Below are 25,415 nucleotides of genomic sequence, written 5' to 3'. Positions count from 1 at the left end.
GGATCAGAAACCCCACGCCTCCCATCGACTGACGTTGTTTCAACTGGCTTCCTCCTTATACTTCCACAACACCGATGTACGGCAGGTTGCGGTATTTCTGATCGTAATCCAGGCCGTAACCTACGACAAACTCATCCGGGATTGTAAAGCAGGTATATTTAACCTGAACCTGTTTTTTCACGCGGCGCTCCGGCTTATCAAGCAGGGTGCACAGCTCGATATTTTTCGGATTTCTCTGTTTTAATACCTCGATCAGATATGCCAGGGTGCGTCCGGAATCGATGATGTCCTCCACGATGATGACATTCTTGCCCTCCAGCGGCTCGTCCAGATCCTTGATAATCTTTACCACACCGCTTGACTTGGTGTCGGAACCGTAGCTGGATACAGACATGAAATCCAGGGAAACCGGAATGGTCAGGCGTTTTGCCAGTTCACAGGTAAAGAATACGCCGCCCTTTAAGATACAGATCAGGTGGACTTCCTTTCCCTCATAATCTTTGTTGATCTGTGCTGCCACTTCACTGATCTTCTTGTTTACTTCTTCTTCCGTTAATAATACACGAATCTTATCAGCCACTGCTTTTTCCTCCGTTAAATTCCACCTCAAGGATGGTTTTTGTCTGTTCTGTTATCTTATAATATGCGCTGATCCGGTGCCCCACTATCCACAGGATATGTTTTTCTTCCGCCAGAAGCCAGATTTCCTCCCGCTCCTGTCTCGGAATTTTCTCATCGATCATCCAAGATTTCAGCGTCTTCCGACCGCCGGACGGCAATGTCAGGTAGTCCCCCGGCTGCCGGTGTCTCAGCGATAAGGTACCTTTTATTTTATCATAGTCAAACCATTTCGTATACTGGTTTTTCGGAAATTCATCCCCATTTTCACAGGGGAAAGTATGCATCTGCAAAAGATTCCCATTCTGGATGCCCGGAAGCAAAACCCCTTTTCTTTCCCCTGGATGACTAAGCGGGCGCACTTCAAGAAATCCATATATATTTACCGCCCGGAACCCATGCGGCAGCGAAATACTCTTTCCGGTTCCCTGATGCAGAAGTTCCCGCACCGCCTGCACATGCGTCTCCGTCACGTCCCGGAGCGGCATTTTGCTCTTTAAAAACAACCGCCGCACGATATAACCCTGCACAATCTCCGCCTGTTCTGCCAGCGCTCCTGCATCCGCCTTTCCGTCCGGTGCATGCTTTTGAAGCCATTCTTCTGCCACCTCTTCCAGATAGGCATCTGCCTGCCGGATGCGTCTGCCCGCCTGGTCGATATGACGGACTGCCTGTGCATTCAGGCGCTCTTCTACCGCCGGAAGCAGTTCATTCCGAAGCCAGTTGCGGCTGTATTCACTCTCCTGGTTCGTCGAGTCCTCGACCCAGTCCTGTCCCTGCTGCAAAAGCCAGGTCTGAATCTCGCTTCGCTGCGCCCAGAGAAGAGGACGGATGATGCGCCCCCGCACCGGAGCAATGCCGGAAAGCCCGGTCAGACCGCTTCCGCGGAACAGGTTAAAAAGAACCGTTTCCGCATTATCATCCGCATGGTGGGCGGTGGCGATATGAACCTGCCGAATCTCTTCCTCCCACGCCCGCGCCGTCTCCTCATACAGGCGGTACCGTGCCAGTCGTCCCGCCTCCTCGACGGAACATTTCCGGTCAAGCGCCTCTTTTGCCGCATCGATACGGAACTCATAAAAAGGAATTTCCAGCCGTTCACACAGCATCCGTGAAAATGCCGCGTCCCGATCCGCCTCCGCGCCGCGCAGCCCGTGATGGACATGGAGCGCCCGCAGGGAAATCTGAAACGTCTCCCGCAGCTTCCAGAGTACCAGCAAAAGACCGACGGAATCCGCTCCCCCGGATAAACCGACCAGAACGCCATCCCCCGGCCTGGTCATATGATTTTGTTTCATATAAATTTCTGTTTGTTTCTGCATTCTTTTATATTTCTTTTTATCCCTCTTAAAAATAAATCCACTCGTAACTGTTCAATACCTTCACAGTATAACGGATCTCCCCTTATTTCTCAACCTGCCAGATTCTACCGTTTACCCACGGTTACTGTTCACGCATACGTGCCCAGTAACGGAATTTGCCGTGGCTTCGCATTTAAATACGGCAAATTCCTGCTGCCACCACGTTTTCTTACGGCACTTTCGGTTCCAAAAGTGCCTACCTGTGAACAGTAACTACCCACGTTCCAGCACCGTCCCGACCAACACGGTGCAGTCATCCACCACACCCCCGTCCGAAAGCCCGGACGCAAACGCCAGGATCTGTTCTGCCAATTCCTGCGGGTTGCCGCCGGAAAGGTTTGATATAAATTCCATGAACGTCTCTTCCTTGTGTTCCCCCGGCATCGCTTCGAGAATACCGTCGCTTATCATAATGATTTTTTCGCCGTCCCACATTTTCCGCGACATCAGAACCGGCTCCGCGTTCTGTACGATTCCCATCGGCAGCCCGCCTGCTTCCAGAAACTCAACGCCCTCACGCCCCAGAATAAAGGTCGGCACCGCGCCCAGCTTCATCGCTTCCAGCACACCTGTCCCCAGATCGATACAACATAGATCGATTGTTGCCGGATTCTGCTCCGTACCCGCCAGCAGAAGCACCGTATTTACCAATTTGAGCGCCGATCGTGCCGAAAATCCCGTCTCCAGCAGGCGTTGGGTCAGCTCAATGACCTTCTCGCTGTCCTCGCTGGCGCTTCTGCCGCTTCCCATGCCGTCCGACAGGCTCATAATCACCTGCCCCGGAAGCCCGGTCTGCACCGTGCATGTGTCGCCTGAAATCGGTTCTCCCTCCCTGGGGCTGCACGCCATGCCGTACACCATCCGGTATTTACCTTCTTCCACAAAACGGAAGGTCGCCGCATTGCGGGTGATAAGGCTTTTGCTGTCCTTCGCCACACTCCAGTGGCTTCCGGCGATCGCGCGTCCCAGAAGTTCCGCCACATCCCGCGCCGTCATACATCGCCCATTGACGCTGCGGAGTGTGAGAAACGCCTCCTTCTGCTGATTTTCATATTGAAGCACCAGCATGTTGTCCACGCGCAGATGGCTTCTGCGAAGTATCCCCGAAAGCATCTCCTCCCAGGATGCCGTCACATCCGCCGCCTGTTCCATCTGGTTGGAAAATTCCTCCAAAATCGCCGCCAGCTCCCGGAACTGGACGATCACCGCATCCCGGCTTTCCAGAAAACGGTTTTTCCACCCCAGATTCATCGTCGCCCGGCCGAGGCTCCGGTTCAATTCCCGCAAATATGCCTCTCTCTGGGAACAAATCTCATGAAACAGGCGCGGCATGTCCTCCAGGTCGATTTTCCCTTTCTGCTCGAACGTCCGAAGCAGATAATAGAGATAATAACTGTCGTCCCGGCGGTTGCCATAATACAGGTTGCACCGTGTACAATCGCCGCATACCGCCGACGCCGCCGTCTGCATTGCCGCCAGTCCGTCCTCCTTCGTCAGATGCCCCTGCCCGCCGATCTCATCCGCAAACGCCTGCGCCAGACCACCCAGTGACAGTGCCATGCTCTTTAAACGTCTTGCCGTGTAGACGTTGACATCCGCCATATCTCTATGTAAAGTTCTCCGTTTAAGCACAAAAATCCCTCCTAACCTGTATAACGCCATTATATACAGGCTGGAGGGAAATATTTGTCAAACGGACGGAGCAAAATCAGGGAAAACTTCGACATTTTCCGACACATCCAGGAATGCTGCTCCCCTGTGTGGCATGCCCCGGACATTCTATGATGCACCGCAAGCCTAATTCGAATTGGACGGTTTGAGCAGGATCTCATTGCGGTTTACAAGTCCCAGCTTCTCCTTCGCTACCTTCTCGATATACTGCTTGGTCTGCACGTATACCCGGTATTCCTCAAGCTGTTTGGCACGTTCTTCTTCTTTCGCAACCTGCGCCTCCAGATTTTCCTCGCGAATTGAATAGCTCTTATCCTTTTCCTTGAGATCGATGCCCTTGATGTGCACGGCAGCCGCCAGACTCAGCACTACCATCGTAACGCCCACAAGCGCCATCCGGTTGTTTAAATTATCCTTTTTCTTTTTCCGCACATTTCCACCCGGTCTGCCTTCCGACATCTGTCTACGCATTCTCATCTCACTTCCTTTCCATGTTTTCTGCCTGTCCCCTTGTTGTACGTTTCTTTCCGGTCTTCTGGCTTTTTTTGCCTCTTCTTTTCATTTTAATCCATCCGCTGCATTTTTTCAATACCGCAAACAAAAGACGGCTGCCCGTCCGGTCATAAAACACCATGCCGCCGAGCACGCCCGCCACCGCATAGCCGCGCAAGACTCCGTCATTCTGCCCGAACAAAAGCCGGAACGTCGCAAAGCTGGCAAAAAGCCAATACGCCGCATCCTCCATGCCTGTCCAAAATGAGCCGTGCCGTACCAGCCACCGGAAGATCCTAAGCCCGTCATACATCATCATCAGCGCGATTCCCGTACACACACTGCCGCCAAGCAGCCATATTTCCCCTCTCACCGTCCCGCTCATCCGCCACCGCCTAACGGAACAGCCGTCCAAAGAACGACTCCTGCGATTTCCGGTGGGACTCGTTGCAGGAATACGAAAAGCTTTCAAACTCGCCCTCAATATCCACTTCGCCCTTTTCCAACGTCAGACGGCTCACATGCAGCGCCTTCCCACGCACCGTCAGAAGCCCCATGTTTGTATCGAGAATCATCTGGTTCTCATCAAATGACACCACATCCTGGATCCCCGTCACACTCCCCTTTTCCCGGTTCAGAAGCTCCAGCTTGTGAGGTCTGGCATCCAATTTTTCTTCCATGCAAAAAACCTCCCAATTTATCTAACTTATAGCCTATAGCTGCCTATTGTTAAATATATTGGGAGGTTTTCAGGTTTATGAATGATTATCTGGCCGGTTCCCAGACACCGTCTGCATTTACATAATAGCCGTCCGGTGTCCACTCAGCCATATAAAGGGAGCCGTATGGACGCCCTGCGCCCTCCATGTAAACCCAGGTTTTTAATTCTTCATCATACGCCCAAGTCGGCTGCGGTGCATACGGATTTAAATATACATAGCCCAAATCCGGAATCAGCTGCCACTCCGTCAGCATCTCTCCCGTTGCCGGATCCAGATAATACCATCTGCCGTCCTGCGGATCCAGATACCAGCCCGTCCGCATGCCTGTGTTTTCGTCCACATAGTACCATTCGCCCGCGCTGTAATCATAGACCCAGCCCGTCCGGATATATCCGTCGGCTCCAAATGCCCACCATGCGCCCCGGAGCTGTTTCCACACAACCTGTTCAACCTGCCTGCCGGTCGCCGGATCCAGAACCAGGCTTCCGGACAGATACGTGCCATTTGACAGGCGGTAGCGCCATCCGGCACTCTCTTTTACCCATGTGCTGGTACTTCTGTCGCGGCCGGAAGTGGCCGTTCCCTGCGGATTGCCCGGGGTCGATGGATTCGGGTTCGACGGGTTGGGTTTCGTCGGATTGGACGGGTCAGACGATGCTTTCTTTGTCTGGACCGCGACCGCCTCGCTGGCTGCGGATGCCGTTGTATTGACGCCTTCTTTGAGTCTCACATAGAAATTGTAAGTCGTTTCCGGTGTCAGCCCGGTAAATACCGGTGAATCCTGCCATTCTCCCTGATCCACGCAGTATTCCAGTTCGTATCCCGCTGGAATCGCGGTTCCATCCACAAATGCAGACGGTGCTTCCAGGGTCACGCTGGTGTCTGTCCACGCTGCTGCCTGCGGTGCTTTCGGGGTCTTTGTTGCTATTTTTTTGATCGTCAGGCGCACTGTAATCGGATCACTCATATAACTTACGTTGCTGTCCGGGATCTTAATCTTACAGGAATACGTTCCCGCATTGGTCGGCGGTGTCGTGCTGGAATAAACGGTTCCGTTCACACCTTTATAGTACACCTCATACTGGCCCTGAAACTGTTCCGAAAGATCCTGTCCACCTATCGTTGCCTGAATTTCATCCCCAACAGACTTCGGCGTACCATCGTAATCAACCTCTTTATCCGTACCATTCAGTGTAACCTTATCTTTGTCCCCAAAATACACATGTGTCTCAATATTCTGCGCCGGCATCTTAAAGGATGCTGTCCATTTGCCGCCGGATTCGGTAAATTTCGGCAGGTAAATAACTACAAGTAAACCACCGCTGTATGTAAGGCAGGCATTCTTGTTCGGATTCTCCTTCATCCGTCTGACACCTTCATCTGTCAAGGTCGCCGTTACCTGCTCCCCGGCGTTTGCTGTAATCTTGTCCAGCTTATAATAAGAATTGCTTTCCGGCTTCTTCGTAATTGAAAATACTGCATTTGGATCATCCTGAACCTCGATATCCACAACTACCATACCCGGTCCCTCTAAGTATACATAGAGAGTCGGGAGACCGGTTGCATCATCGTATTCAACACAATAATCACCGTTTGCCTTAAGGTCTGATTGACTACCTACTTGGTTCGGTGTAAATGAACCATTCTTATAGATCGACATTGACTTTATATTAAATTCTTTAAACAGCTTGCCACTGATAATATTTGTCACTTTCAGAGAGCCAATATGATCCCTTCCACTCCACTCTGTGGTCTCAAAAGTTGCCGTTGTTCCCCATGTACCCCACTCCTGTCCTACGAACCAGGTATACTGGTACGCGTTCATATCTTCCGCATAGGAAACCTGTACAGAGGCATCTGAACACGGCATCGTAAAGCAATACACCGTCGGATTCTCCAGATTGCAGATTGTCGCATTCACCTTTGAACCATTTGCATCGGTAATTGTTACTTCGCTTACGACATCTCCTGAATCCAGACCCGTAAATGCAAGGTAAACTGTTTCTCCGGCTTTCTGTGAAAATGTAAATGTACCAGTTTCACTACCTGTCGTAGAAATTGGATTTGTTCCCCCTTTTGCATCATTCAGGGATGCATACGCTTTCACAACTGCATTCAGAGAATTCGTATGACCCGGCTCCCGTCCTACTGTAACCGTGTGCTCCGCCGTATCAACTGTCAGCTGGCATTCTGCCTGCTTGGAAGGCTCCGCCACGCTGGTGGCTGTGATCGTATAGGTTCCCGCTTTTGCCACATCCGCAGCGGTTACCAGTCCGTCCTCTACCCTGACTGTCGGATCACTGCTTTTCCACGTCACATCTCTGGACGCTCCGTTTGCCACATCGACGGTCGCAGTGAGCTGGACGCTTCCTCTCGGATAAATCGTCTCATTGGTCTTATTCAGCGTAATTCCAGTAACCGACGGTTTCAGATCCAGCGTCAGATTCGGACGTAAGGTCTGGTTTTTCAGAATCGGGAAGGCATACCCGCCGGTTGAATCCATCATCCAGGTAGAATCAAAATCCCAGCCCAGTTTTTTATAAAAGTCTGGATCTTTCAATTCCGCCTCCGTTGCGTTCGCTCCATATTGCTTGTCTGCCCCCATCATATTCGGATCCGGGGTCAAAATCGTCCCATCTGATTTTCTCGCGACTGTGCCGGCAAAGCCGTAGTTATTCGTATACTTTCCTGACGTTCCGCCAATCCGGTTGAGCGATCGCATCTCCGGGAAAATGCTGACACAGGAGGAAAGCGAACCGTTGTCGGAAATGCCCGCCACGGCTGCGCCAGTGGAATTTTTTATCAGCGCTTCGCCTGCCGCGTAGCTGTGGGAGATCGTTACGTTGCCGCTTCCTACCAGTCCGCCGATATAATATCCCTCATCAACGTCCATATCCACAACTGCATAGCTGTTGTCAATGGTTGTACTTCCACCGGTCCAACCAACCAAACCACCCGCGAACCCCCTGTCGGCGGTTCCTTTGATTTTAGCATCTGCATAGCAGGACTTAATATTTACCGAATACTTCTCCCTTACGTTTCCAATCAAACCGCCTGCCGATTCAATCTTATTTGTTCCATCTGTAGTTTCGATTGTTCCACTGACGTAACAATTTTCTACTGTCAGAGAATCACGTACATCACCCACCAGGATGCCAACTCTCGCCTCACCGCTGGAAGCTTTAACCACCGCATTTTCTATGGTCAGATTCTTAATTTCACAATCCGAAGAAATTGCTTGAAACAATCCCACATAAACATTGCCGATCACATTCAAGCCTCGAATCGTATGTCCGCATCCATCAAACTCTACTACTGTGTTTGAAATCGGCGTAAATGGATGTTCTCCCAAATCAATATCGCACATCAGCTTTGCTTTCTGCATTGCGTGAGTTTGGAAATACGCAAGCTCCGCCCCGGTACTAATTTGATAATAACCATTTTCATCTTTGGTCGGTTCCACAACTGTCGTTCCATCCCACTGATCCTGCACCCATACCGCCTTAAATGTCACATTTCCTCCCGGCATTGTATAACTTGCACCGCTGGCATATGTATGAATTTCGTCACTCCAGCCTCCGAAATTCATGCCATATACCTTAAAGGGATTCTTCGGAAGCGTAATCACAGTTCCGGCTGCGGCATTTCCCAGTGTCGGCGCAGTTCCCTGTGAATCCTGGCGTCCGGATGCAAAAGTAATTGCATACTTCGCCGCGATTGGAAGATTTATTTCGATTGTTTCTGTTGACGCGCCCTCAGATGTATCGCTCAAAACAATCGTTCCCGTGATACTTCCGTTTTGTCCCGGATCTTCGCCATCCGTTGCCGGTGTTCGATGGAACCCTTTTTCATCGGACCAGCTCGCATGAATTTTTCGATTTGTGATAATGTTCCGTACAGCCTGCAAAATTTCATCCGCTGTTGTCTCATTTGTCACTGTCATCGCCTGCAGCGCTGCCTGTGCCGCTGTTTTAACATCCTCTAAGGTCTGCTCGGAAAATTCATAATTTCCACTCTTCGCCTCCTCGCTGTCACCGTAGGTTGAACCATCTCCCGTTGCCCGGACTCTAAACGTATAGGTTCCGCTCTCTGCAATCTGGGCGGTAAAATCGTGACCGGCTGCATCCGCCCCAAGTGTTACCGGATTCCCCAGTGCTGAACCATCCTTATAGAGCTGTACTTTATAGCCCGATGCATATGCAACCGGACTCCAGACGGTCTTTCCTTTTACTGTCTCATCCCATTTGACATCCGCAGGCGCCGCAAGCTGAACAAGATTTACCTCTTTTTTCAGCACAATTGAACCAATCGAACTTCCCTTGTAATGGACATATAATGTTATTTCATTCGTATTGCCAAGATTCAACGATTTAGCAAATTGAATCTTTATACCCCGTCCATTTTCTGTATTGTCCACTGCAAGAATTGTAACTCCGTCATACTCCGTTCCATCTTCCTCGGATGAAAGTTTAAAATCCTCCGCTTGTAAATTGTCATTTCCGGTATACGTAAGCGCAATTTTTCCATCTGCCGTGACAGTGTCCGCATCGGTTGTCTGGAAAGTTCCTGTCACAATTTGTCCCGAAAGCATGGAAACCGGGTTTGTTTCCATGGTGAAATTAAGAGCTTCTGAATCCGAAATCGTAACTTTTTTCTTAACCGTAAGATATCCGGTCTTTTTGATTGTTACGTCATATTCTCCGTTGGCAAGATCAATGCTAAAATTTCCATCGGAATCTGTTGCCGCCTTTTTCTCGCTACTGCCCTTTTTAAAAGTAATCTCTGCGCCTGCGATTCCGGTTTCTCCAGACTTTACTGAGCCTTTTTTTGTCTCGGTTGCCTCAAGATAATCTGGTATGTCTGTTCCAGAGAATATCTCTACTTCTTTATTATCATTACTTCTCTCCATCTTTAGCGTTGGAAGCTGCTTATCATAAAATTTCCAGTTTTCCGTATCACTTCCCCAGCCAATCATATTTTTCCAGAAATCGGCTGTTAAAAGGTCTGTTTTGGAAACACGCTCGCCACGATGCGACTTTGGCCAATCTTTATAATTTTTATCATTATTTTTATCAAGAAGGATTTCACCACATTTAACCCTCATATCCTGATAGGCAAAATTTTGTCCATCGTTTACATAAGCCTTATCGTTGTCATAACCAAAAATTCGATCTACAAAGTATTTCGATTTTTTTGTGGAAACCTCTTCTTGCAATGCTGCGCTATTGTTAATTGTGACCGTTCGGTTTGGTCCACCAACCAATCCACCTGCACCTTGACCATTTTCACTTGAGACAGTTCCCATTGCAATACATTTTTTGATTGTTACCGCATTACTCCAACTAACAGAACCGATCAAACCTCCTGCCAGAAATTTTCCTTTACTTGTGATATTTGCATTAACAACACAATTTTCAATCGTCAGGGGAGCTTCTTGGGCATTTTGAGCCGCCCCAATTAATCCACCTGCTGCACCATTATTACTTCCTGTCGCTGTGATACTACCGCTAATATAACAATTCTCAATTCTTGCTTTATCTCCTACCGTCTGAGCAATCGCTCCTTGATTTCCATTTCCATCAATCTCTACATCTGGTAAAATTAAATTTTTCACTGTACCATTCGCGACACTGAATAATGGTTTTTTGAGATTCTCTATCGGATATCCATTTCCATCAAATGTCTTGTCATGTAATTTAAGCGGTATCTTCCGGCTCTCCTCTTTAATTTGACTAAAATCAATTTTTCCCTCTAATCGAATACATCCCTGCAAATTACCATACTTACAATATCGAGGATTTGTTGTAATGGTTTCCCAATCTTCTTCATTTTTTATCTGCCACGGTTCTTCTTCCGTTCCCTGCCCTTCTATCCTACCACTATACAACGCAATCCCCGCGTCTCCCACCTGCACATGGATCTCCGGCAAAGCAGTGTCTTCCGGTATCTCTTCGCTTTCCGGAATCACCGGAACATAGGTATAGATCGCCCCATTGTATTCTTCATTGGCTTTATCGTAGCCCTCCCAGGTCTTTTCTTCAGTTTCTTCTGGTTCACCGTCCTCATCGAAGCGGTCAAAATAGTCCTCCGGTGCCAGTCCGCCCTGAAATTCGGAATAGGCGCTGTTTTCCGCATCCAGTTTCCACGTAACACCCGACAAGGTCCGCTCGGTGGTTTCTTCTCCCATCGTCTCACGCACGGCAAGAGTCTCCGGGAACCGGATGTCGGATTCCTTGCTTCCCAGCGGGAGAAGCTGATCGGCGATCGATTCTTCCAACGGTGCAAATTCCAGCGTCGTTTTCGCCTGCTCTTCTTCCAGGACCGTGATCTGGATCACCGGGAGTTCGTCCTCATCTACCTCATAATTGCTGCTTTTCAGCTCTGCACGGAACAGGTAGATGCCCGGATTTTCCCCATCATAACGGGATGCCTGGCTCTCTTCTTCATCCAGAACCCAGCGCACCCTTACTTTTCGCCAGAAACCTTCCTTTTCGTCAATCTCTTCCTCGGTTTTCTCATCCGTCTTGACATCTTCATTCGATTCATCCGTTTTTCCATTCGAAGAATCGGCATCTTCATTCAAATCTGCATTTCCACCCGAAGAACCGGAATCTGTCTTACCGGAATCATCTTTTTCATCGGATTCCTTCTTCCCAGAATCTGAATTTTCGCCCCTTTCATCCGATCCATTCTCTCCAGAATCCGAATCTTCGCCTTTTCCGTCCGATTCACCGTTTCCCGGATTTGCATTTTCATCCTGGGAGTCCCCATTTCCTGCCGAATTTCCATCTTTCCCAGAATCTCCCTGTTCATCTGAACCGGATTCCTCTTTCTCTAAGTCCTCTTCGCCTTTGTCTTTGCTATCCTCTCCGGCATCTTTTCCTTCGGTATCTTCGTTTTCTCCCTTCGCTTCGCTGTCCAGTTTTTCCAGCACGGCATCATCATCTGTGCGGTTGGCAAACGCAACTACATTCTCATCGTTCCCTGCGTCAGGCACATCTTCATTTTGCCCCCCCCCGCTGACAAAAACGTCTATGCTGTCCGGCATCTCCAGATCCTGATACCGGGTGCCATAGGGAACTTTCTGATACAGAACCTGTTCCGATAAACTTTCGATCTCCCTGATCTGATAAAAATTCGAGTTCGCATAAACTCTCGGCACAGAGCCATATGAACTGCACGTTATCACTACCACCATTCCTGCTGCCAAGATTCTTCTTTTTCTCCTTCTCATACGCTTTTTCCTCTCATTCTCGAAATCTTTATTATTAGTCATAAAGTGTACATACACAAATGAGTCATAACTATATTTGTATTATAATAAACATCCCTCGCGATTTCAAGACAGGAGCTGTTCTTTTAAGCGCATAAACAAAAAAGAAGCCCGAAAAGCTTGCATTCTCTTGACTTCTTTTTTTATTTCCGTTCTTTATATGATTATTTCTTCAGCGTCTCCGGGGTTCTGCACCATGTCAGGAGCATTTCTTTTAAAAATTCCAGTTCCTGCGTATGGTCTGCCTTGTGATCGTCCGCCCACACAATTCCCTGTGCATAGCGCTCAGCCACTGCCAGCATCGCAATCGCAACGCTTGTAAATAACTGCTGCTCCGGAATATCGGTCCGGATGCTTTTATCACTCCTCGCCTGCTCATAGAACTTATGATACAGCGCTCCTGCCGGCTTCAAAACATCCAGATGTTCAGCCAGCACTTCACCCTTGACCTTCTCCCGGGAGATAAAGTTTTTATAGTTATTACTGAACCGGAGCATTTCCGGTCGTTCCCGGTAAATCCGGATGATCTGGTCCGTATAAAACTCAATGTACTGATACGCCGTGAATGATTCAAATATCTCCGGTCCCTTTTCTTCCAGAATCTCCTTCCAGAGATCGCCCCAGATTTTTCCGCTGATCGCTATCACAAGCTTGACCTTCGTCTGATAATAGTTATATAGGGTCGCAACGCCCACTTCCGCAGCGTCCGCCACCCTCTGTAAACTGACATTCTCGATCCCATATTGCGAAAACAGCCTGAATCCAGCTTCCATCAGCTGTTCTTTCCGGCGCATCGCCTCTTTTTCATCCCGCTCTATATTTCTTGGCATTTCGTCCTCCGCGCCTTTTACTGACGTCTCTTGGATTTTTACAGGTATTCAAACATTTCTTTGGCATCTTCCTTGCGGATGGTCTCCTGTACGCTTGTAATGCGGACCTTCACCGATTTATTGCCGAAGGCAATTTCAATCACATCCCCAACCTTGACCTCCGCGCTGGCTCTTGCCACTTTATCATTCAGCATCACTCGTCCGCTGTCACACGCTTCATTGGCTACGGTTCTTCTCTTGATGATGCGGGATACCTTCAAATACTTGTCTAATCTCATATCTTCCCTTTCCATAACCCTTGCAGGGCATTTTCATCATAGCGGATTTCCCTCAATCCCCATAATATCAAAAGCCCTCCATGATGTATCATCACGAAGGGCTGTCTGTCACACATATATGTCTGAGATAATTATGCGTTTACCATATCCTTTAATGCTTTACCAGCTTTGAACTTCGGAGTCTTGGAAGCTGCGATCGGCATGGTCTCGCCGGTCTTCGGGTTTCTTCCCTCTCTAGCTGCTCTCTCAGCTACCTCAAAAGTACCAAAGCCAACCAGCTGAATCTTTCCGCCCTTAACCAGTTCCTCGGATACTGCATCTGTGAAAGCCTTGATTGCCTTCTCTGCGTCTTTCTTGGAAAGCTCTGCTTTCTCAGCTACAACTGCGATTAATTCTGTCTTGTTCATCGTATATTCCTCCTAGCTTATATCTTTGCACATGAATCCTCTTAGTTTTCTTCGTACATGCCCGCAAATCTTACTTTACATTTATATACATTTCTCCTTGCTTTGTCAAGGTTTTTTGCACTTTTCCTCACATTCCGAACCGACAATCGTTACGACTCGCAAATAGGAATTTTCTAAACTGAAAATTCCGTACGATGCCGTTGAGGCAGCAGATTATTCCGATTTTAAATGCGAAGCATCGCCAAAATCATAGTGTGAAGCACACGCAAGCACTTCACACTGTGATTTTTTGGTGAAAACCCGTGTAGTATCTGTGAAATCCCTTGTGCTTTTATCTCATTTCCGATCATGTTTTCTATCGTTTTTGCATGCTTTTCTCCGTCTTTCAGAATATCGTTTTTACAGGCTTTCGTCAACCTTTTCGTTACAGTTACACTGTCTTCTTTACTTGCCTGAATCCCATTCTTATGGTAAGATCAAATAATGTATATCCGGCCTATTACGGCAAACATATAGAAAGGCTGAAAATTATTATGAAAAAGCAAAAACTATCTTCCCTTCTGCCTATCGCTGTATTTCTGATCTTTTATCTGGGGCTAGGAATCTGGTCAGAATATATCATGAAGATCCCGATGGGCTTTTACAACATTCCGATTGTTGTCGCATTTATGCTTGCGATCCTGACGGCCTGTTTCCAGAACCGTTCTCTTTCCTTTGACCGGAAACTGGAGCTGATGGGGCAAGGCATCGGAGATAAGAACATCATCACCATGCTTCTCATCTTCCTGACAGCCGGAACCTTTGTCGGTGTCGTAGGACGAAGCAGTGCTGAAAGCGTTGCTTATCTGATGCTGTCTCTTATCCCGGCCCGTTTTTCCGTTGCTGTTCTCTTTGTGGTAGCGTGCTTTGTCTCTACTTCCATGGGAACCTCCGTTGGAACCATCACCCTGATTGTTCCGATTGCCACTGCCGTATCTGAGACCTCTGGTTTCTCTCTGGCCCTTTGCGTCGCATCTGTCATCGGCGGTGCCATGTTTGGAGATAATCTCTCTTTCATCTCCGATACAACCATCGCAGCCTGCAACGGTCAGGGATGTGCTATGAAGGATAAATTCCGTGAGAACTTCGGCATCGCACTTCCGGCTGCCATCGCTTCCCTGGCACTTATCCTGGTCGTTTCCTTCCATCAGGATCCGGGAGCTGCCATCATAAAACCATACAACCTGATTCAGCTGATCCCCTATCTTCTGGTATTAGCAGGCGGCATTGCCGGTATTCAGGTATTTGTCGTTCTGTTAGTCGGAATCGTATCCGGTGCCATCATTATGCTGGGCTCCGGCCAGACTACTCCCTGGGAAATGCTTACCAACATGGGTTCCGGCACTTCCGGCATGTTTGAGACCAGTATGGTTGCCATCTTAGTTGCAGCTATGTGCGCACTGATCCGTGAAAACGGTGGCTTCGACGTTCTTCTTAACGTTATTCATCGCATCTTCCGTGGAAAACGCGGCGGTCAGTTTGGTGTCGGCCTTTTAGTTACCCTGCTGGATATCGCAACTGCCAATAACACAGTAGCTATCGTTATGGCCAACCCTATTGCAAAGGAAATTTCTGAAGATTATGGCATCAGTGCCAGAAAGACAGCCTCCCTTCTGGATACCTTTTCCTGTATCTCCCAGGGAATCCTGCCTTACGGTGCTCAGATGCTGGTAGCATTATCGGCGGTTCATGAGCTGGGCTATGAACTGTCTGCCTTTGAGGTCATGCCGCTTCTGTTCTATCCAAGCATGCTGTTTATCAGTTCTTTAATCTGTATCTTTCTGCTTCCAGAGCGCGGAGACCGTGTCAAGGCAAAAAAATAACAGCGGAACCCTTTCCACTGTACACATAAAAAGCTAAACATAAGAAGAGCTGTCCGACTTTCTCGTCATCAGACAGCTCTTTTATGAAATATCTCGAAGTTTCACTATATAACCTCTCTTTCTTAATTTTAACAAAAAAGAGGGCGTGTTCACAATTTATTTACTCATGCGTTTGTCGTGCGCCTTGCTGTGTTTTTTCTGTGAAAAATCATGGAGTATCTGTGAACTTCCTTGCGCTTTCGTCTGCTTTTCGATATATCTGTTATATCAAATACCAGTTTTTATCAAATACAGGACTATCAAAAACAGGATCGATGGACAACCGCCCAGGAGTTTTATCTCTCTTTACGTTTTCCATCGATCCCGTCTTCTTTTTTCTCTCACCGCCTGTTTCCAGGCAGATTTATCTCATTTATCTTTTTTATCCTTCCATCTGACGTCCCAGGAATCCGGCTGCCGTCGCTGCCAGCTTCATCTCCGCCCCTCCAAGCGCCTGCTTTGCCTCCCGGCTGAGGAGAATCACCGCCCCGATCGCATCTCCCTCGCTCAAAATCGGCACAATCACCTCGGCGCTGCTCTCCTCCACCTCATCCGAGGTAATCGGGATAAATGCTTTTTCTCCCCGCGCCGCACAGATATTCTGACGTTCGGAGACTGCCAGCTCCAGCGCCCGGCTGATCGTCTTCTGGTAATATTCCTTCTTTGGTCCCCCGGATACCGCGATGATCTGATCCCGGTCCGCGATGCAGACCATCAGCCCCGTGGACTGCGCCATCGCCTCCGCGTACTGCACGGCAAATGCCGCCAGCTCCACCATCGGTGAATATTTTTTCAATATAATCTCGCCCTCGCGGTCCGTGAATATCTCAAGCGGCGTCCCTTCCCGAAGGCGCAGCGTCCGGCGTATCTCTTTCGGGATGACAACGCGACCCAGATCATCGATTCTTCTCACAATTCCTGTAGCTTTCATGATTCTTCCTCCTGCATACCACGTTTGCCATATCGTGTGTCTTATGGGTAGTATGTGGAAATGCAGGCGGATTATACATCTGAAATGGTTCGTCCCAATTTTAGGATAATAAGCGAGAATCCTCGGTTATTCAATTGCCGAGATGAAAGCGTCTGAAATGCAAGCAAAATCGAAAGCATGTTCGATTTTGCTTGCATTTCTTTCTGTATGATAGTATACTATGTGTATGAAAGAGAATTTAATACATTCGAGAACTTGTGTCTATAATATTAATTACCATGTGGTGTGGTCTGTGAAATATCGCAGGAAAATTTTATCAGCAGAGATTGAGATTTATCTGAAAGAACTGATTCAGAAGATAGCATCCGATAAAGGTTTTACGGTTCATCTTTTTGAAGTTGGTGAAGGTGATCATATCCATTGCTTTGTGTCTGCACCGCCGAAACTGTCAGTGACAGATATTGTAAAGTATTTAAAAGGAATTACCGGAAGAAAACTCTTTGAAAAATATCCGGCGCTCCGCCAGAAACTTTGGAAAGGTCAGCTTTGGAATCACTCATATTATGTAGAAACAATTGGTTCGGTGTCGGAAGAAAATATCCGACGCTATATCGAGCATCAGAGCAAATCTTACTAGAAGGAGGAAAAATATGCTGTTAACACATGAAACAACCATTGTATTAAATAAAAATGATGCAAATATTGTAGGACACATGTGTTATGCGGCTTACAAGCTTTGGAATGTTTGCAATTATGAAAGAAACAACTACAAAAATCTGGGATTGGAGAAATATCCTGACTGGTATTATCAGAAGTCCAAGCATAAAGATGATCTGTGGTTCAAATCACTCCCGTCACAGACTGCACAGGAAATCTGCAAGCTTTTGGACAAGTCATGGAAATCTTTTTACCGGTTAAAAGAAAGTGGAGGTATCGAGAATCCGGGAACACCAAGATATAAGAAAGATAAAATGCCGATTACCTATATGCAAAATGGTATTCAACATGAAAACGGCTCTTTTAATGTAAGACTTTCTTTACCAAAAAAGCTGAAGGAATATATGGCTCATACCTATGATATTCGTGCCGCATACCTTTATTTGAAAAATCCTGTTTTTTCAAACATGGATATCATAAAACAGATAAAAATATATCCTCCGGCAAATGACGGAACCAGCAGGATCCTTGTTATTTATGAGGTGGAAGATGTTTTGCCAGAAGAGGACAATGGACATTATCTGTCGATTGATCTGGGCTTGCATAATCTTATGACTTGCTATGATAATGTAGGGAAAACTTTTATTATTGGAAGGGAATATCTTTCTCTTTCTTATTTTTATAACAAGGAAATCGCGAGAGTCCAGTCACAACGGGACCGGATCCAGGCTGCAAGGGAAATGGAGGATCCGAAAAGATCTAAGCATCTGCAGAAACTCTATCGAAAGAAAAATGACTGTATCAAGGATTACATTCATAAGATGACACGATATATCACGAACTATTGTGTAAAGAATGATATTCATACGGTTGTAATTGGAGATATAAAGGGGATTCGTAAAGAGAGAAACCTGGGGAGGAAAACGAACCAGAAGCTTCACAGTCTGCCATATGCCCGTATCTATATGCAGTTAGAATATAAGCTTAAAATGAAAGGGATTTGCCTGATAAGACAGGAAGAAAGTTATTCCAGTCAATGTCCGCCGCAGTCAGAAGAAGTATCGCACATTTATGCAGAGAAAAGGAATCGAAAAAAGCGTGGCATCTACATTGTAGATACCGTGATCTACAATGCAGATGCAGTAGGAGCTTATAACATTTTGAGAAAGTATCATGCCGTATCCGGCAAAAAGATTGATATGCCCGTAACCGGGCTGAGCAGTACAAAAACAATAAAAGTAGCTGTGTAACCCATCTGGGTAGCAGTACGGGTGTCATGGACGCACCTCTGAAGCTACGGAGCTATGCTTCGTAATCAGATGCTCGGTAATTCAATTGCCGATGTAGTTCACAACTGAAAATTTTTGTGTTTTTTATTCCTGCCATTTCTTCGGATTCGGATTGATCGCCACACCGCGGTTGATGTCGCCCTGTAAATTCTTGCCGAACTGGTAATCATTACCCGGAAGAATCACGTTGAGCAGAACGCCCGCAATCGCTGCGATCGCAAGACCTGTCAGAGTAACCGAAGTTCCTGCCACCTCAAAGGTCAGACCGTCGGAGAATCCCAGCCCGCAGACCAGAATCACCGCAGCGATTACCAAGTTCCTGGATTTGGTTAAATCCACCTGGTTTTCGACCACGTTGCGGACACCGATCGCGGAGATCATACCGTATAGCATGAAACTAACGCCGCCGATGATTGCAGACGGCATCGAACCGATGACCTCTGCCATCTTCGGAATAAAGCTCAGAATCACAGCAAAGACAGCTGCAATCCGGATGACACGCGGGTCATGAACACGACTTAATTCCAGAACGCCCGTATTTTCACCGTAAGTCGTATTGGCAGGACCGCCAACGAGTGCCGACAGAGATGTTGCGATACCATCGCCGACCAGCGTCCGGTGCAGTCCCGGATCCGCAAGGAAATTTTCTCCGACCGTCGCGGAGATCGCCGACATATCGCCGATATGTTCCATCATCGTCGCAAGCGCGATCGGCGCCATTACCATGACCGCCGTCGGGTCAAATTTGCACAGCTGGAACGGAGGAAGTCCGACCCAGGAAGCCGTCGCTACCTCTGAGAAATTCAGGATCGCACTTCCGTCCGGGTTTGTCATTCCCATCATCTGGAAGACTGCTGCCGCTGCATAGGAGATCACAACGCCCATCAGAATCGGAATGATCTTGAACATTCCCTTGCCCCAGATATTAAAAACGATGATGGTTCCCAGCGCGATCAACGCAATCAGCCAGTTTGTCGATGCGTTGGCGATCGCGGACGGCGCCAGTGAAAGTCCGATACAGATAATGATCGGACCTGTCACAACCGGCGGCAGATAGTGCATGACGCGCTCCACGCCTGCCAGCTTGATGATCAGCGCCAGAATCAGGTACAGCGCACCCGCTACCACGATACCGCCGCAGGCATATGGCAATTTCTCGCCCATCGTCATATCTGCAAAAATACCGCTGTCCAAGTTTGCCACCGTCGCAAATCCACCGAGGAATGCGAACGAGGAACCGAGGAACGCCGGGACTTTTAACTTAGAGCAGGCATGGAAAAACAGTGTTCCCAGACCCGCACACATCAGCGTTACCTGAATCGAAAGTCCCTCTCCCTCAAAATAGGTATTGACCAGAATCGGCACCAGGATCGTCGCGCCGAACATCGCAAACATATGCTGCAAACCTAAAAGCAGCATCTTCGGCAGACCCAGTGTTCTGGCGTCTTTAATGACCATGTCGTTTTCATTCATTTTAGATAGATACCTCCAACAATTCCCTTCATTTTATAATGTACATCATTTTCATTTTCCAGAATATCCTTTTTGACTTCATTCGTCAACCTTTCTGCCGCGCTTGCTTCGATTTTCTGTAAACAAAACAAAGAATGTGCCTTTTTGTGTAATGGGGAATTCCAAGGAATTTCCTATTGCACAAAAAAAGAGCTGTCCGACTTTCTCGTCATCAGACAGCTCTTTTATGAAATATCTCGAAGTTTCACTATATAACCTCTCTTTCTTTTATATTTTGTTTTAAATGTGCTATGGACCTCTTCCTTTCATATGAATCTCCTCCTTTGATTACATGTATCTATGTAAACTCTTTTAGAGATTGTATGATGATGGATTCCATCGATACCGATTTTTATCTTTTTATTTAATTGGATAAATTCGGTTTTTAAAACCATGATCATGTTTTTTAGTAACTAACTATCCCATTGGACCGTCCTCCTTGTTCCTTATTTCGTCCTAGAAACTATGGTAACCGTTTGTTGGGGTTATCTCTGTTTCTTTTGATGGTTTTATTCTACTAGATAATTTTCATTTTGTCAAGCATTATTTCTAATTATTTTCCATATTTTTCTTTATTTATCTGATTATATTTTTGTAATTGTTGTGTATTTCTGTTTTATTTGTTCTGTTTCTAACTATTATCGCGCTTTGCGATCGCGTTTTCTTGTATTTTTTGTTTTATAGGACGAAGCTTCCTATGACAAAAAAGAACCACCCCAAAAGAATATGCCGATACCGAACTACCTCTTCTGGAAATGGTTCTATTTTCTTCTATCTTCCCTAGTGGAACTGGAAAACGATTCCGGCCACAGCCGCCACCACGATATAGAGGATCGGGTGCTTTTTCCATTTAACTAAGCCGTACCAGATCGCAAGCGACAGTACGATCGCTTTCCAGTTGATGATGGAAAACAGCTCGGAAAACGCCAGGCTGCCATCCTCGCCGACATGGAGGAACGCTATCTTTGCCACGCCGATACCGGCTGCCGCAATCAGGGCGGTAGATGCCGCGCGCAGACCATAGAGGGCATTCTGTACGATCGAAGAGGATTTAAACTTATCGAGAATCTTCGAGATAATCACAATGATGATGACCGACGGAAGCACCAGTGAGAGTGGCGCTGCCAGTCCGCCGAGAATCCCCTTAATATGGAAGCCGACGTAGGTCGCCATATTGACTCCCATCGGTCCCGGTGTGGACTCGGAGACAGCGATCATGTTGGAAATATCATTAAAGGTATACCATCCCGTCTCCTTGGAAATATTGTAAAGGAACGGGAGGGTCGCCAGTCCGCCTCCAATCGCAAACAGTCCGCAGCAGAAGAAGCGGAAGCATAATTCAAGTATCAGCATCATTTCTTCTCCCCCTTTCCGCCCTTCAGTACAATCCCGATCGCACCCGCCACGACAACAAGAAGCGCCGGGGAAACCGATGTAAACAGTGACAGTACAAACACAACCGCCGCAATCGCGATCGCTCCTTTATCAACCAGCGATTTCTTCGCCAGCTTGACAACCGCACTGCCGATCAGCACACAAACGCAGGCGCGGATGCCTGCAAAGGCGCTGCTCACAAAGCTAAGTTCAATAAAGTTAGAAATAAATGCCGCAATAATCATAATGATGACAAGCGACGGCGCAATGACTCCCAGTGTCGCCGCAATCGCCCCTGGAATTCCCCGATTCTTATAACCGACAAACGTCGCCGTGTTGACCGCGATGATACCCGGTGTACACTGACCAATCGCGTAGTAATCCATCAATTCTTCATCCGTCGCCCAATGGCGTCCATTGACTACCTCTTTCTGCAGCATCGGCAGCATCGCATATCCGCCGCCGAAGGTAAACCCTCCGATTCTGGCAAACGTCAGAAACATATCCAGCAGTTCTTTCATTTCTGCCCACTCCCTTCCGTATTATCCCTACACTTTTATTTCTCTGGAATTTCCAGTATATACCTGCTTATGTATCATACCAGAATTCAAGGAGTCTGAAAAATACCATTCGGATATAGAATATATATCGGAAAGATATAGTTCGTCTGTTATTCTATCGGATTTTGTTATATAATATATCTGCCGTATACACAGTTTTACAACGAATCCGAACAGGAAGGAGCATTTATGGAACTTCGCCAGTTATCCTACTTCACCACCATCGTCAACGAGGGAAATATTTCCCAGGCAGCCAAAAAACTGAATATCTCACAACCTCCGCTCAGCCACCAGATGAAGCTTCTGGAGGCAGAACTGGGTGTGACGCTGTTTGAGCGCGGTTCCCGCCGCATCCGACTGACACCTGCTGGAAAGACGTTCTACGACCGGGCGCTTGCGATCCTCGATCTGAGCCAGGCTGCCCGCACGGAGCTGACTGCACAGAAACAGGAGATTCAGGGCGTTGTGCGCCTTGGCATCATCTCCTCCGCCGTCGAATTTGTGACCCGGCATTATCTTGCCCCATTCCGGCGATCCTATCCCAAAGCCCTGTTTGAACTCCATGAGTCCAATTCCTACCACCTGCTCGATCTGCTTCACTCCAACCAGATCGACCTCGCCGTGATCCGGACGCCATTTGCCAAAGCCGGGCTGGAGATGCAGACACTGCCGCCGGAGGCATTTCTGGCGATCGGGCGCGAAATGATCTGGAGCCATTACCAGGAATGCCCGAATGCCCTTCTGACCGATATTCCTCCATCCGACACTGGTTCTGTGATTCAAAGTTCCCACCCTATGCCTGCATCCGACGCTTCCGAACCACAAAAAAGCCATACGCCCACATCTCTTCCCCTCTCCGCCCTCACCCGCGCGCCGCTCATCCTTTACCGCCGCTGGCAGCCGCTGATTCTGGGATATTTTGAGGAACAGGCGCTGGAACCGAACATCGTCTGCATTGCCGACGATGCCAGAACCGCCCTTTTATGGGCGTCCGAAGGGCTGGGCATCGCGCTCGCGCCTGAATCTGCCCTCTGTTTAAATTCCGATCCCGCCCTGATCCGCCGGATCATCACCCAGCCCCAGATCCACTCAAGTATCTGTCTGGTCAAACGGAAGGAACGGAGTTTATCGCTGGTGGGGAATGCGTTTTTCCAAAGTTTCCATGCCACCGCTATTTCATAAATATGAATTTTATCCTATAAATTCAATTGACTTTACACTTTTTTCATTGGCATATTTACACAAAATCCGATATAATAAAATCAGGATACTTATTTACCATGAATTTCAGGAAGGGGCAGAAGACGGTGCGCTTCTGCATGGACATATATGAGCGAAAATTTAACCAAACGAAAACAGCAGGCGCTGGAAACGCGGAAACGCATCCTGACCTGTGCGCTTGATCTCTTTGAAACAAAGGGATTCGAGGATGTCACCATCCAGGATATTGCGGATGCGGCTCAGACCTCGGTCGGCTCCATCTACCGCTATTTTAAAAATAAAGAAGAGATGGCGGCGCAGAATGCGGAACCGTTGGACGATCTCTACGTCAACTTCTATGAGCAGCTGAGTACCCATGCAAAATACAGGGATCTGTCCGCCATGGACAAGCTTGCCCGCTTTTATTTCTTCGTCCAGAAAGCCGTTTCCAGCTACAGCAACCTGCGGAGCCTCTATATCTACAACCTCCGGAATCAGCAGGAGGAATCCACCCTGACGGATGGAAGCCGCGCTCTCTACCAGATTTATCATTTCCTGTTTGAAGCCTGCCAGAAGGAAGGTTCCATCCGGGCAGATTTAGACGAATATGATTTCTATGATCTGATGCTCCAGTCGAGCCGCGGAATGCTTCTGGACTGGCTGCTGCGGCGCAGACAGTTTGATATCGACACCCAGGCATTAAAATGGTGGGAAATCATCTTTTCATATATTAGAAAACCGATTTAATTTCGTGAAATTTCTTTTTAGATACCGGAATGGAACTGTTGGGCATTCATCACAATTCCATTCCGGTGTTTTGTCTATAAACTATCGTTCAGACTTCTGTACATCCTGTATTCTGTCTATATTAATTCATATATTACAATTTCTTTCAACTATTTCTGTTATAATAAATGAAATTAACAAATTATCAGATTAATTATTGACTTATGCCCTGAACCTGTGGTATTTTTTAAATGAACATATTCAGTGAGTGCATTCATCTAAAAATTGTTTTCCAAAATTGAACACACAGGAGGTAGGTATATGTCGGATAAATGGATTAAAATTCTATGCGGAAAATTATATACCGGACTGGAAGCTCGTTTTCTTGAGCACGCAGAAATTCTGGTCCACGGCAAATACATTGAAGAAGTCGGCAGCAACCTCCCATGTCCGGAAGGAACTGAAATCTTGGATTTAAGCCACCTGACCGTGACTCCCGGCATGATCGACGCTCATATGCACCCGGAATTTTTCAACTGGCGCGATGTCTACAGCGATACCATCTACAACTCCGACGGTTACCGCACACTCGCCACCTATTGCACCGCCGAACGTGCCCTGCACGGCGGTTTCACAACTATCCGCTCAATGGGATGGTTCCGGGAATCCTATGAACTCGACGTCAAACGGGCAATCAACGAGGGATATCTCCCTGGCGCCCGCCTGGTTGTTGCCCCGCATCTTCTCGGTACAACCGGAAGCCATGCGGACATGACGCAGACCGTCCGGAGCAACCCGGTTCTCTGTGATTTCATGGAACACCAGTATTCCGGGCTTGGAAATGGACCGGATTTCTTCACAGCAGCGGTCCGGCGGGAGAAAAAGCTCGGCGCCGATTTTATCAAAATCATGGCAACCGGCGGATTTGCTACTCCGTATGATGATCCGGACGACATCCAGTTAAATGATGCGGAATTTAAAGCGATTTTCGATACCGCCAGAGAACTCCGGATTCCGGTCACGGCTCACGCCTACGGACCGCGCCTCATGAAAAAACTGATGGGCTTCGGTATCACGGGAATCGAGCACGGCTCCCTCATGGATGAAGAATCCGCCGAAATGTTTGAACAGACCGGAACCTATCTGGTTCCTACCTTCAGCCCGTTCCATGAAGCGATTTATCCGGATCCGAAAAAAATGGCACAGAAGTCCCCGGAATTTCAGCGCAAGCTGGGAATTTATCAGGAACGGATGCAGAAAGGTCGGAAAATCATCGTGGACAGCCACATCAAGTTGGGCTACGGCACCGATTTCGTCGCTGCTTACCAGAATTATGAAAGCGGCATGGAATTCCGCTGCATGATGGAGAGCGGCATGGATGCTTTCCGCATCTTACAGGCTGCCACGAAAAATAACGCAGAAATCTGTGAAATTGACTCCATCACCGGCACTATCGAAAAAGGCAAATACGCCGATATCGCCGGATGGAAGCGGGATCTTCTCACCGACAAGGACGCCCTGCGCGACTGCTCCTTTGTCATGAAAGAGGGCACCGTCTATGAAGCGAAAAGTTATCTGAATGTAGAATAAATAAAACGCATTCTGAACCATTA

Annotated in this window: 20 protein-coding genes; 6 read left to right on the top strand and 14 right to left on the bottom strand. The window is 47.7% G+C overall.

Annotation, left to right across the window (positions count from 1 at the left end; all coding sequences use genetic code 11):
• Positions 1 to 55: 55 nt before the first annotated feature.
• The 10 genes from hpt to DXD12_RS12310 form a co-directional block, all read right to left on the bottom strand.
• On the bottom strand, positions 56 to 580 hold the full coding sequence (gene hpt / locus DXD12_RS12355; RefSeq protein WP_022360393.1) for a hypoxanthine phosphoribosyltransferase: 525 nt from the start codon (positions 578 to 580) through the stop codon (positions 56 to 58).
• A complete protein-coding gene (tilS, locus tag DXD12_RS12350; protein ID WP_243027774.1) occupies positions 573 to 1,916 on the bottom strand; it encodes a tRNA lysidine(34) synthetase TilS in 1,344 nt (447 codons plus the stop codon). The genes hpt and tilS overlap by 8 nt, the downstream gene beginning before the upstream one ends.
• A gap of 276 nt (positions 1,917 to 2,192) precedes the next feature.
• Positions 2,193 to 3,611: a SpoIIE family protein phosphatase gene (locus DXD12_RS12345; RefSeq protein WP_118638445.1), complete on the bottom strand. Its 1,419-nt coding sequence runs from the start codon at positions 3,609 to 3,611 to the stop codon at positions 2,193 to 2,195.
• Positions 3,612 to 3,776: 165 nt separating this feature from the next.
• Positions 3,777 to 4,127, bottom strand: coding sequence for a septum formation initiator (locus tag DXD12_RS12340; RefSeq protein WP_347561390.1), 351 nt, complete (start codon positions 4,125 to 4,127; stop codon positions 3,777 to 3,779).
• 1 nt (position 4,128) lies between these two features.
• Complete coding sequence (gene yabQ, locus DXD12_RS12335) at positions 4,129 to 4,527, bottom strand: spore cortex biosynthesis protein YabQ (protein WP_022360388.1); 399 nt, start codon at positions 4,525 to 4,527, stop codon at positions 4,129 to 4,131.
• A gap of 10 nt (positions 4,528 to 4,537) precedes the next feature.
• Entirely contained in the window at positions 4,538 to 4,822 is a 285-nt protein-coding gene (gene yabP / locus DXD12_RS12330) for a sporulation protein YabP (protein WP_022360387.1), read from the bottom strand.
• Between the two features lie 85 nt (positions 4,823 to 4,907).
• Positions 4,908 to 12,074, bottom strand: coding sequence for a ZmpA/ZmpB/ZmpC family metallo-endopeptidase-related protein (locus DXD12_RS12325; protein ID WP_182457081.1), 7,167 nt, complete (start codon positions 12,072 to 12,074; stop codon positions 4,908 to 4,910).
• A 227-nt stretch (positions 12,075 to 12,301) separates the two neighbouring features.
• Entirely contained in the window at positions 12,302 to 12,967 is a 666-nt protein-coding gene (locus tag DXD12_RS12320) for a TetR/AcrR family transcriptional regulator (protein WP_118629735.1), read from the bottom strand.
• A 38-nt stretch (positions 12,968 to 13,005) separates the two neighbouring features.
• On the bottom strand, positions 13,006 to 13,245 hold the full coding sequence (locus tag DXD12_RS12315; protein WP_022346712.1) for an RNA-binding S4 domain-containing protein: 240 nt from the start codon (positions 13,243 to 13,245) through the stop codon (positions 13,006 to 13,008).
• 131 nt (positions 13,246 to 13,376) lie between these two features.
• The gene (locus tag DXD12_RS12310) at positions 13,377 to 13,652 is read right to left on the bottom strand and encodes an HU family DNA-binding protein (protein WP_022360642.1); all 276 of its coding nucleotides are present in this window, start codon (positions 13,650 to 13,652) and stop codon (positions 13,377 to 13,379) included.
• A gap of 533 nt (positions 13,653 to 14,185) precedes the next feature.
• Here DXD12_RS12310 and DXD12_RS12305 point away from each other — a divergent pair.
• Positions 14,186 to 15,514, top strand: coding sequence for a Na+/H+ antiporter NhaC family protein (locus DXD12_RS12305; protein WP_117796660.1), 1,329 nt, complete (start codon positions 14,186 to 14,188; stop codon positions 15,512 to 15,514).
• 421 nt (positions 15,515 to 15,935) lie between these two features.
• Here the strand turns inward: DXD12_RS12305 and spoVT are convergent, their stop codons facing one another.
• A complete protein-coding gene (gene spoVT, locus DXD12_RS12300) occupies positions 15,936 to 16,484 on the bottom strand; it encodes a stage V sporulation protein T (protein WP_107001695.1) in 549 nt (182 codons plus the stop codon).
• A 220-nt stretch (positions 16,485 to 16,704) separates the two neighbouring features.
• Between spoVT and tnpA the strand changes: the two genes are divergently transcribed.
• The gene (tnpA, locus tag DXD12_RS12295) at positions 16,705 to 17,121 is read left to right on the top strand and encodes an IS200/IS605 family transposase (RefSeq protein ID WP_118629838.1); all 417 of its coding nucleotides are present in this window, start codon (positions 16,705 to 16,707) and stop codon (positions 17,119 to 17,121) included.
• A 13-nt stretch (positions 17,122 to 17,134) separates the two neighbouring features.
• Positions 17,135 to 18,391: a transposase gene (locus DXD12_RS12290; RefSeq protein WP_243105391.1), complete on the top strand. Its 1,257-nt coding sequence runs from the start codon at positions 17,135 to 17,137 to the stop codon at positions 18,389 to 18,391.
• Between the two features lie 123 nt (positions 18,392 to 18,514).
• On the opposite strand, the gene DXD12_RS12285 is transcribed toward DXD12_RS12290, so the two are convergent.
• The 3 genes from DXD12_RS12285 to DXD12_RS12275 form a co-directional block, all read right to left on the bottom strand.
• Positions 18,515 to 19,903 carry a uracil-xanthine permease family protein gene (locus DXD12_RS12285; RefSeq protein WP_118638443.1) on the bottom strand — a complete coding sequence of 463 codons (1,389 nt, stop codon included), beginning with the start codon at positions 19,901 to 19,903 and terminating at the stop codon, positions 18,515 to 18,517.
• An 819-nt stretch (positions 19,904 to 20,722) separates the two neighbouring features.
• Positions 20,723 to 21,298 (bottom strand): chromate transporter, encoded by a 576-nt coding sequence (locus DXD12_RS12280; protein WP_242995794.1) that lies wholly within the window; start codon positions 21,296 to 21,298, stop codon positions 20,723 to 20,725.
• Positions 21,295 to 21,837 (bottom strand): chromate transporter, encoded by a 543-nt coding sequence (locus tag DXD12_RS12275; protein ID WP_118469435.1) that lies wholly within the window; start codon positions 21,835 to 21,837, stop codon positions 21,295 to 21,297. Before DXD12_RS12275 ends, DXD12_RS12280 begins: the two co-directional genes overlap by 4 nt.
• Before the next feature lie 228 nt (positions 21,838 to 22,065).
• On the opposite strand from DXD12_RS12275, the gene DXD12_RS12270 reads away from it, so the two are divergent.
• The 3 genes from DXD12_RS12270 to DXD12_RS12260 all read left to right on the top strand — a co-directional run bounded on the left by DXD12_RS12270 (position 22,066) and on the right by DXD12_RS12260 (position 25,392).
• Positions 22,066 to 23,058: a LysR family transcriptional regulator gene (locus tag DXD12_RS12270; RefSeq protein WP_107001698.1), complete on the top strand. Its 993-nt coding sequence runs from the start codon at positions 22,066 to 22,068 to the stop codon at positions 23,056 to 23,058.
• A 147-nt stretch (positions 23,059 to 23,205) separates the two neighbouring features.
• Positions 23,206 to 23,823, top strand: coding sequence for a TetR/AcrR family transcriptional regulator (locus tag DXD12_RS12265; RefSeq protein WP_118629836.1), 618 nt, complete (start codon positions 23,206 to 23,208; stop codon positions 23,821 to 23,823).
• Between the two features lie 300 nt (positions 23,824 to 24,123).
• Positions 24,124 to 25,392, top strand: coding sequence for an amidohydrolase family protein (locus DXD12_RS12260; RefSeq protein ID WP_118629834.1), 1,269 nt, complete (start codon positions 24,124 to 24,126; stop codon positions 25,390 to 25,392).
• The last annotated feature ends 23 nt before the right edge of the window (positions 25,393 to 25,415 follow it).

This window comes from Clostridium sp. TF11-13AC, from assembly GCF_003481065.1.
GTDB lineage: Bacteria > Bacillota > Clostridia > Lachnospirales > Lachnospiraceae > Otoolea > Otoolea fessa.
This window is presented reverse-complemented; position numbering and strand designations above follow the sequence as displayed.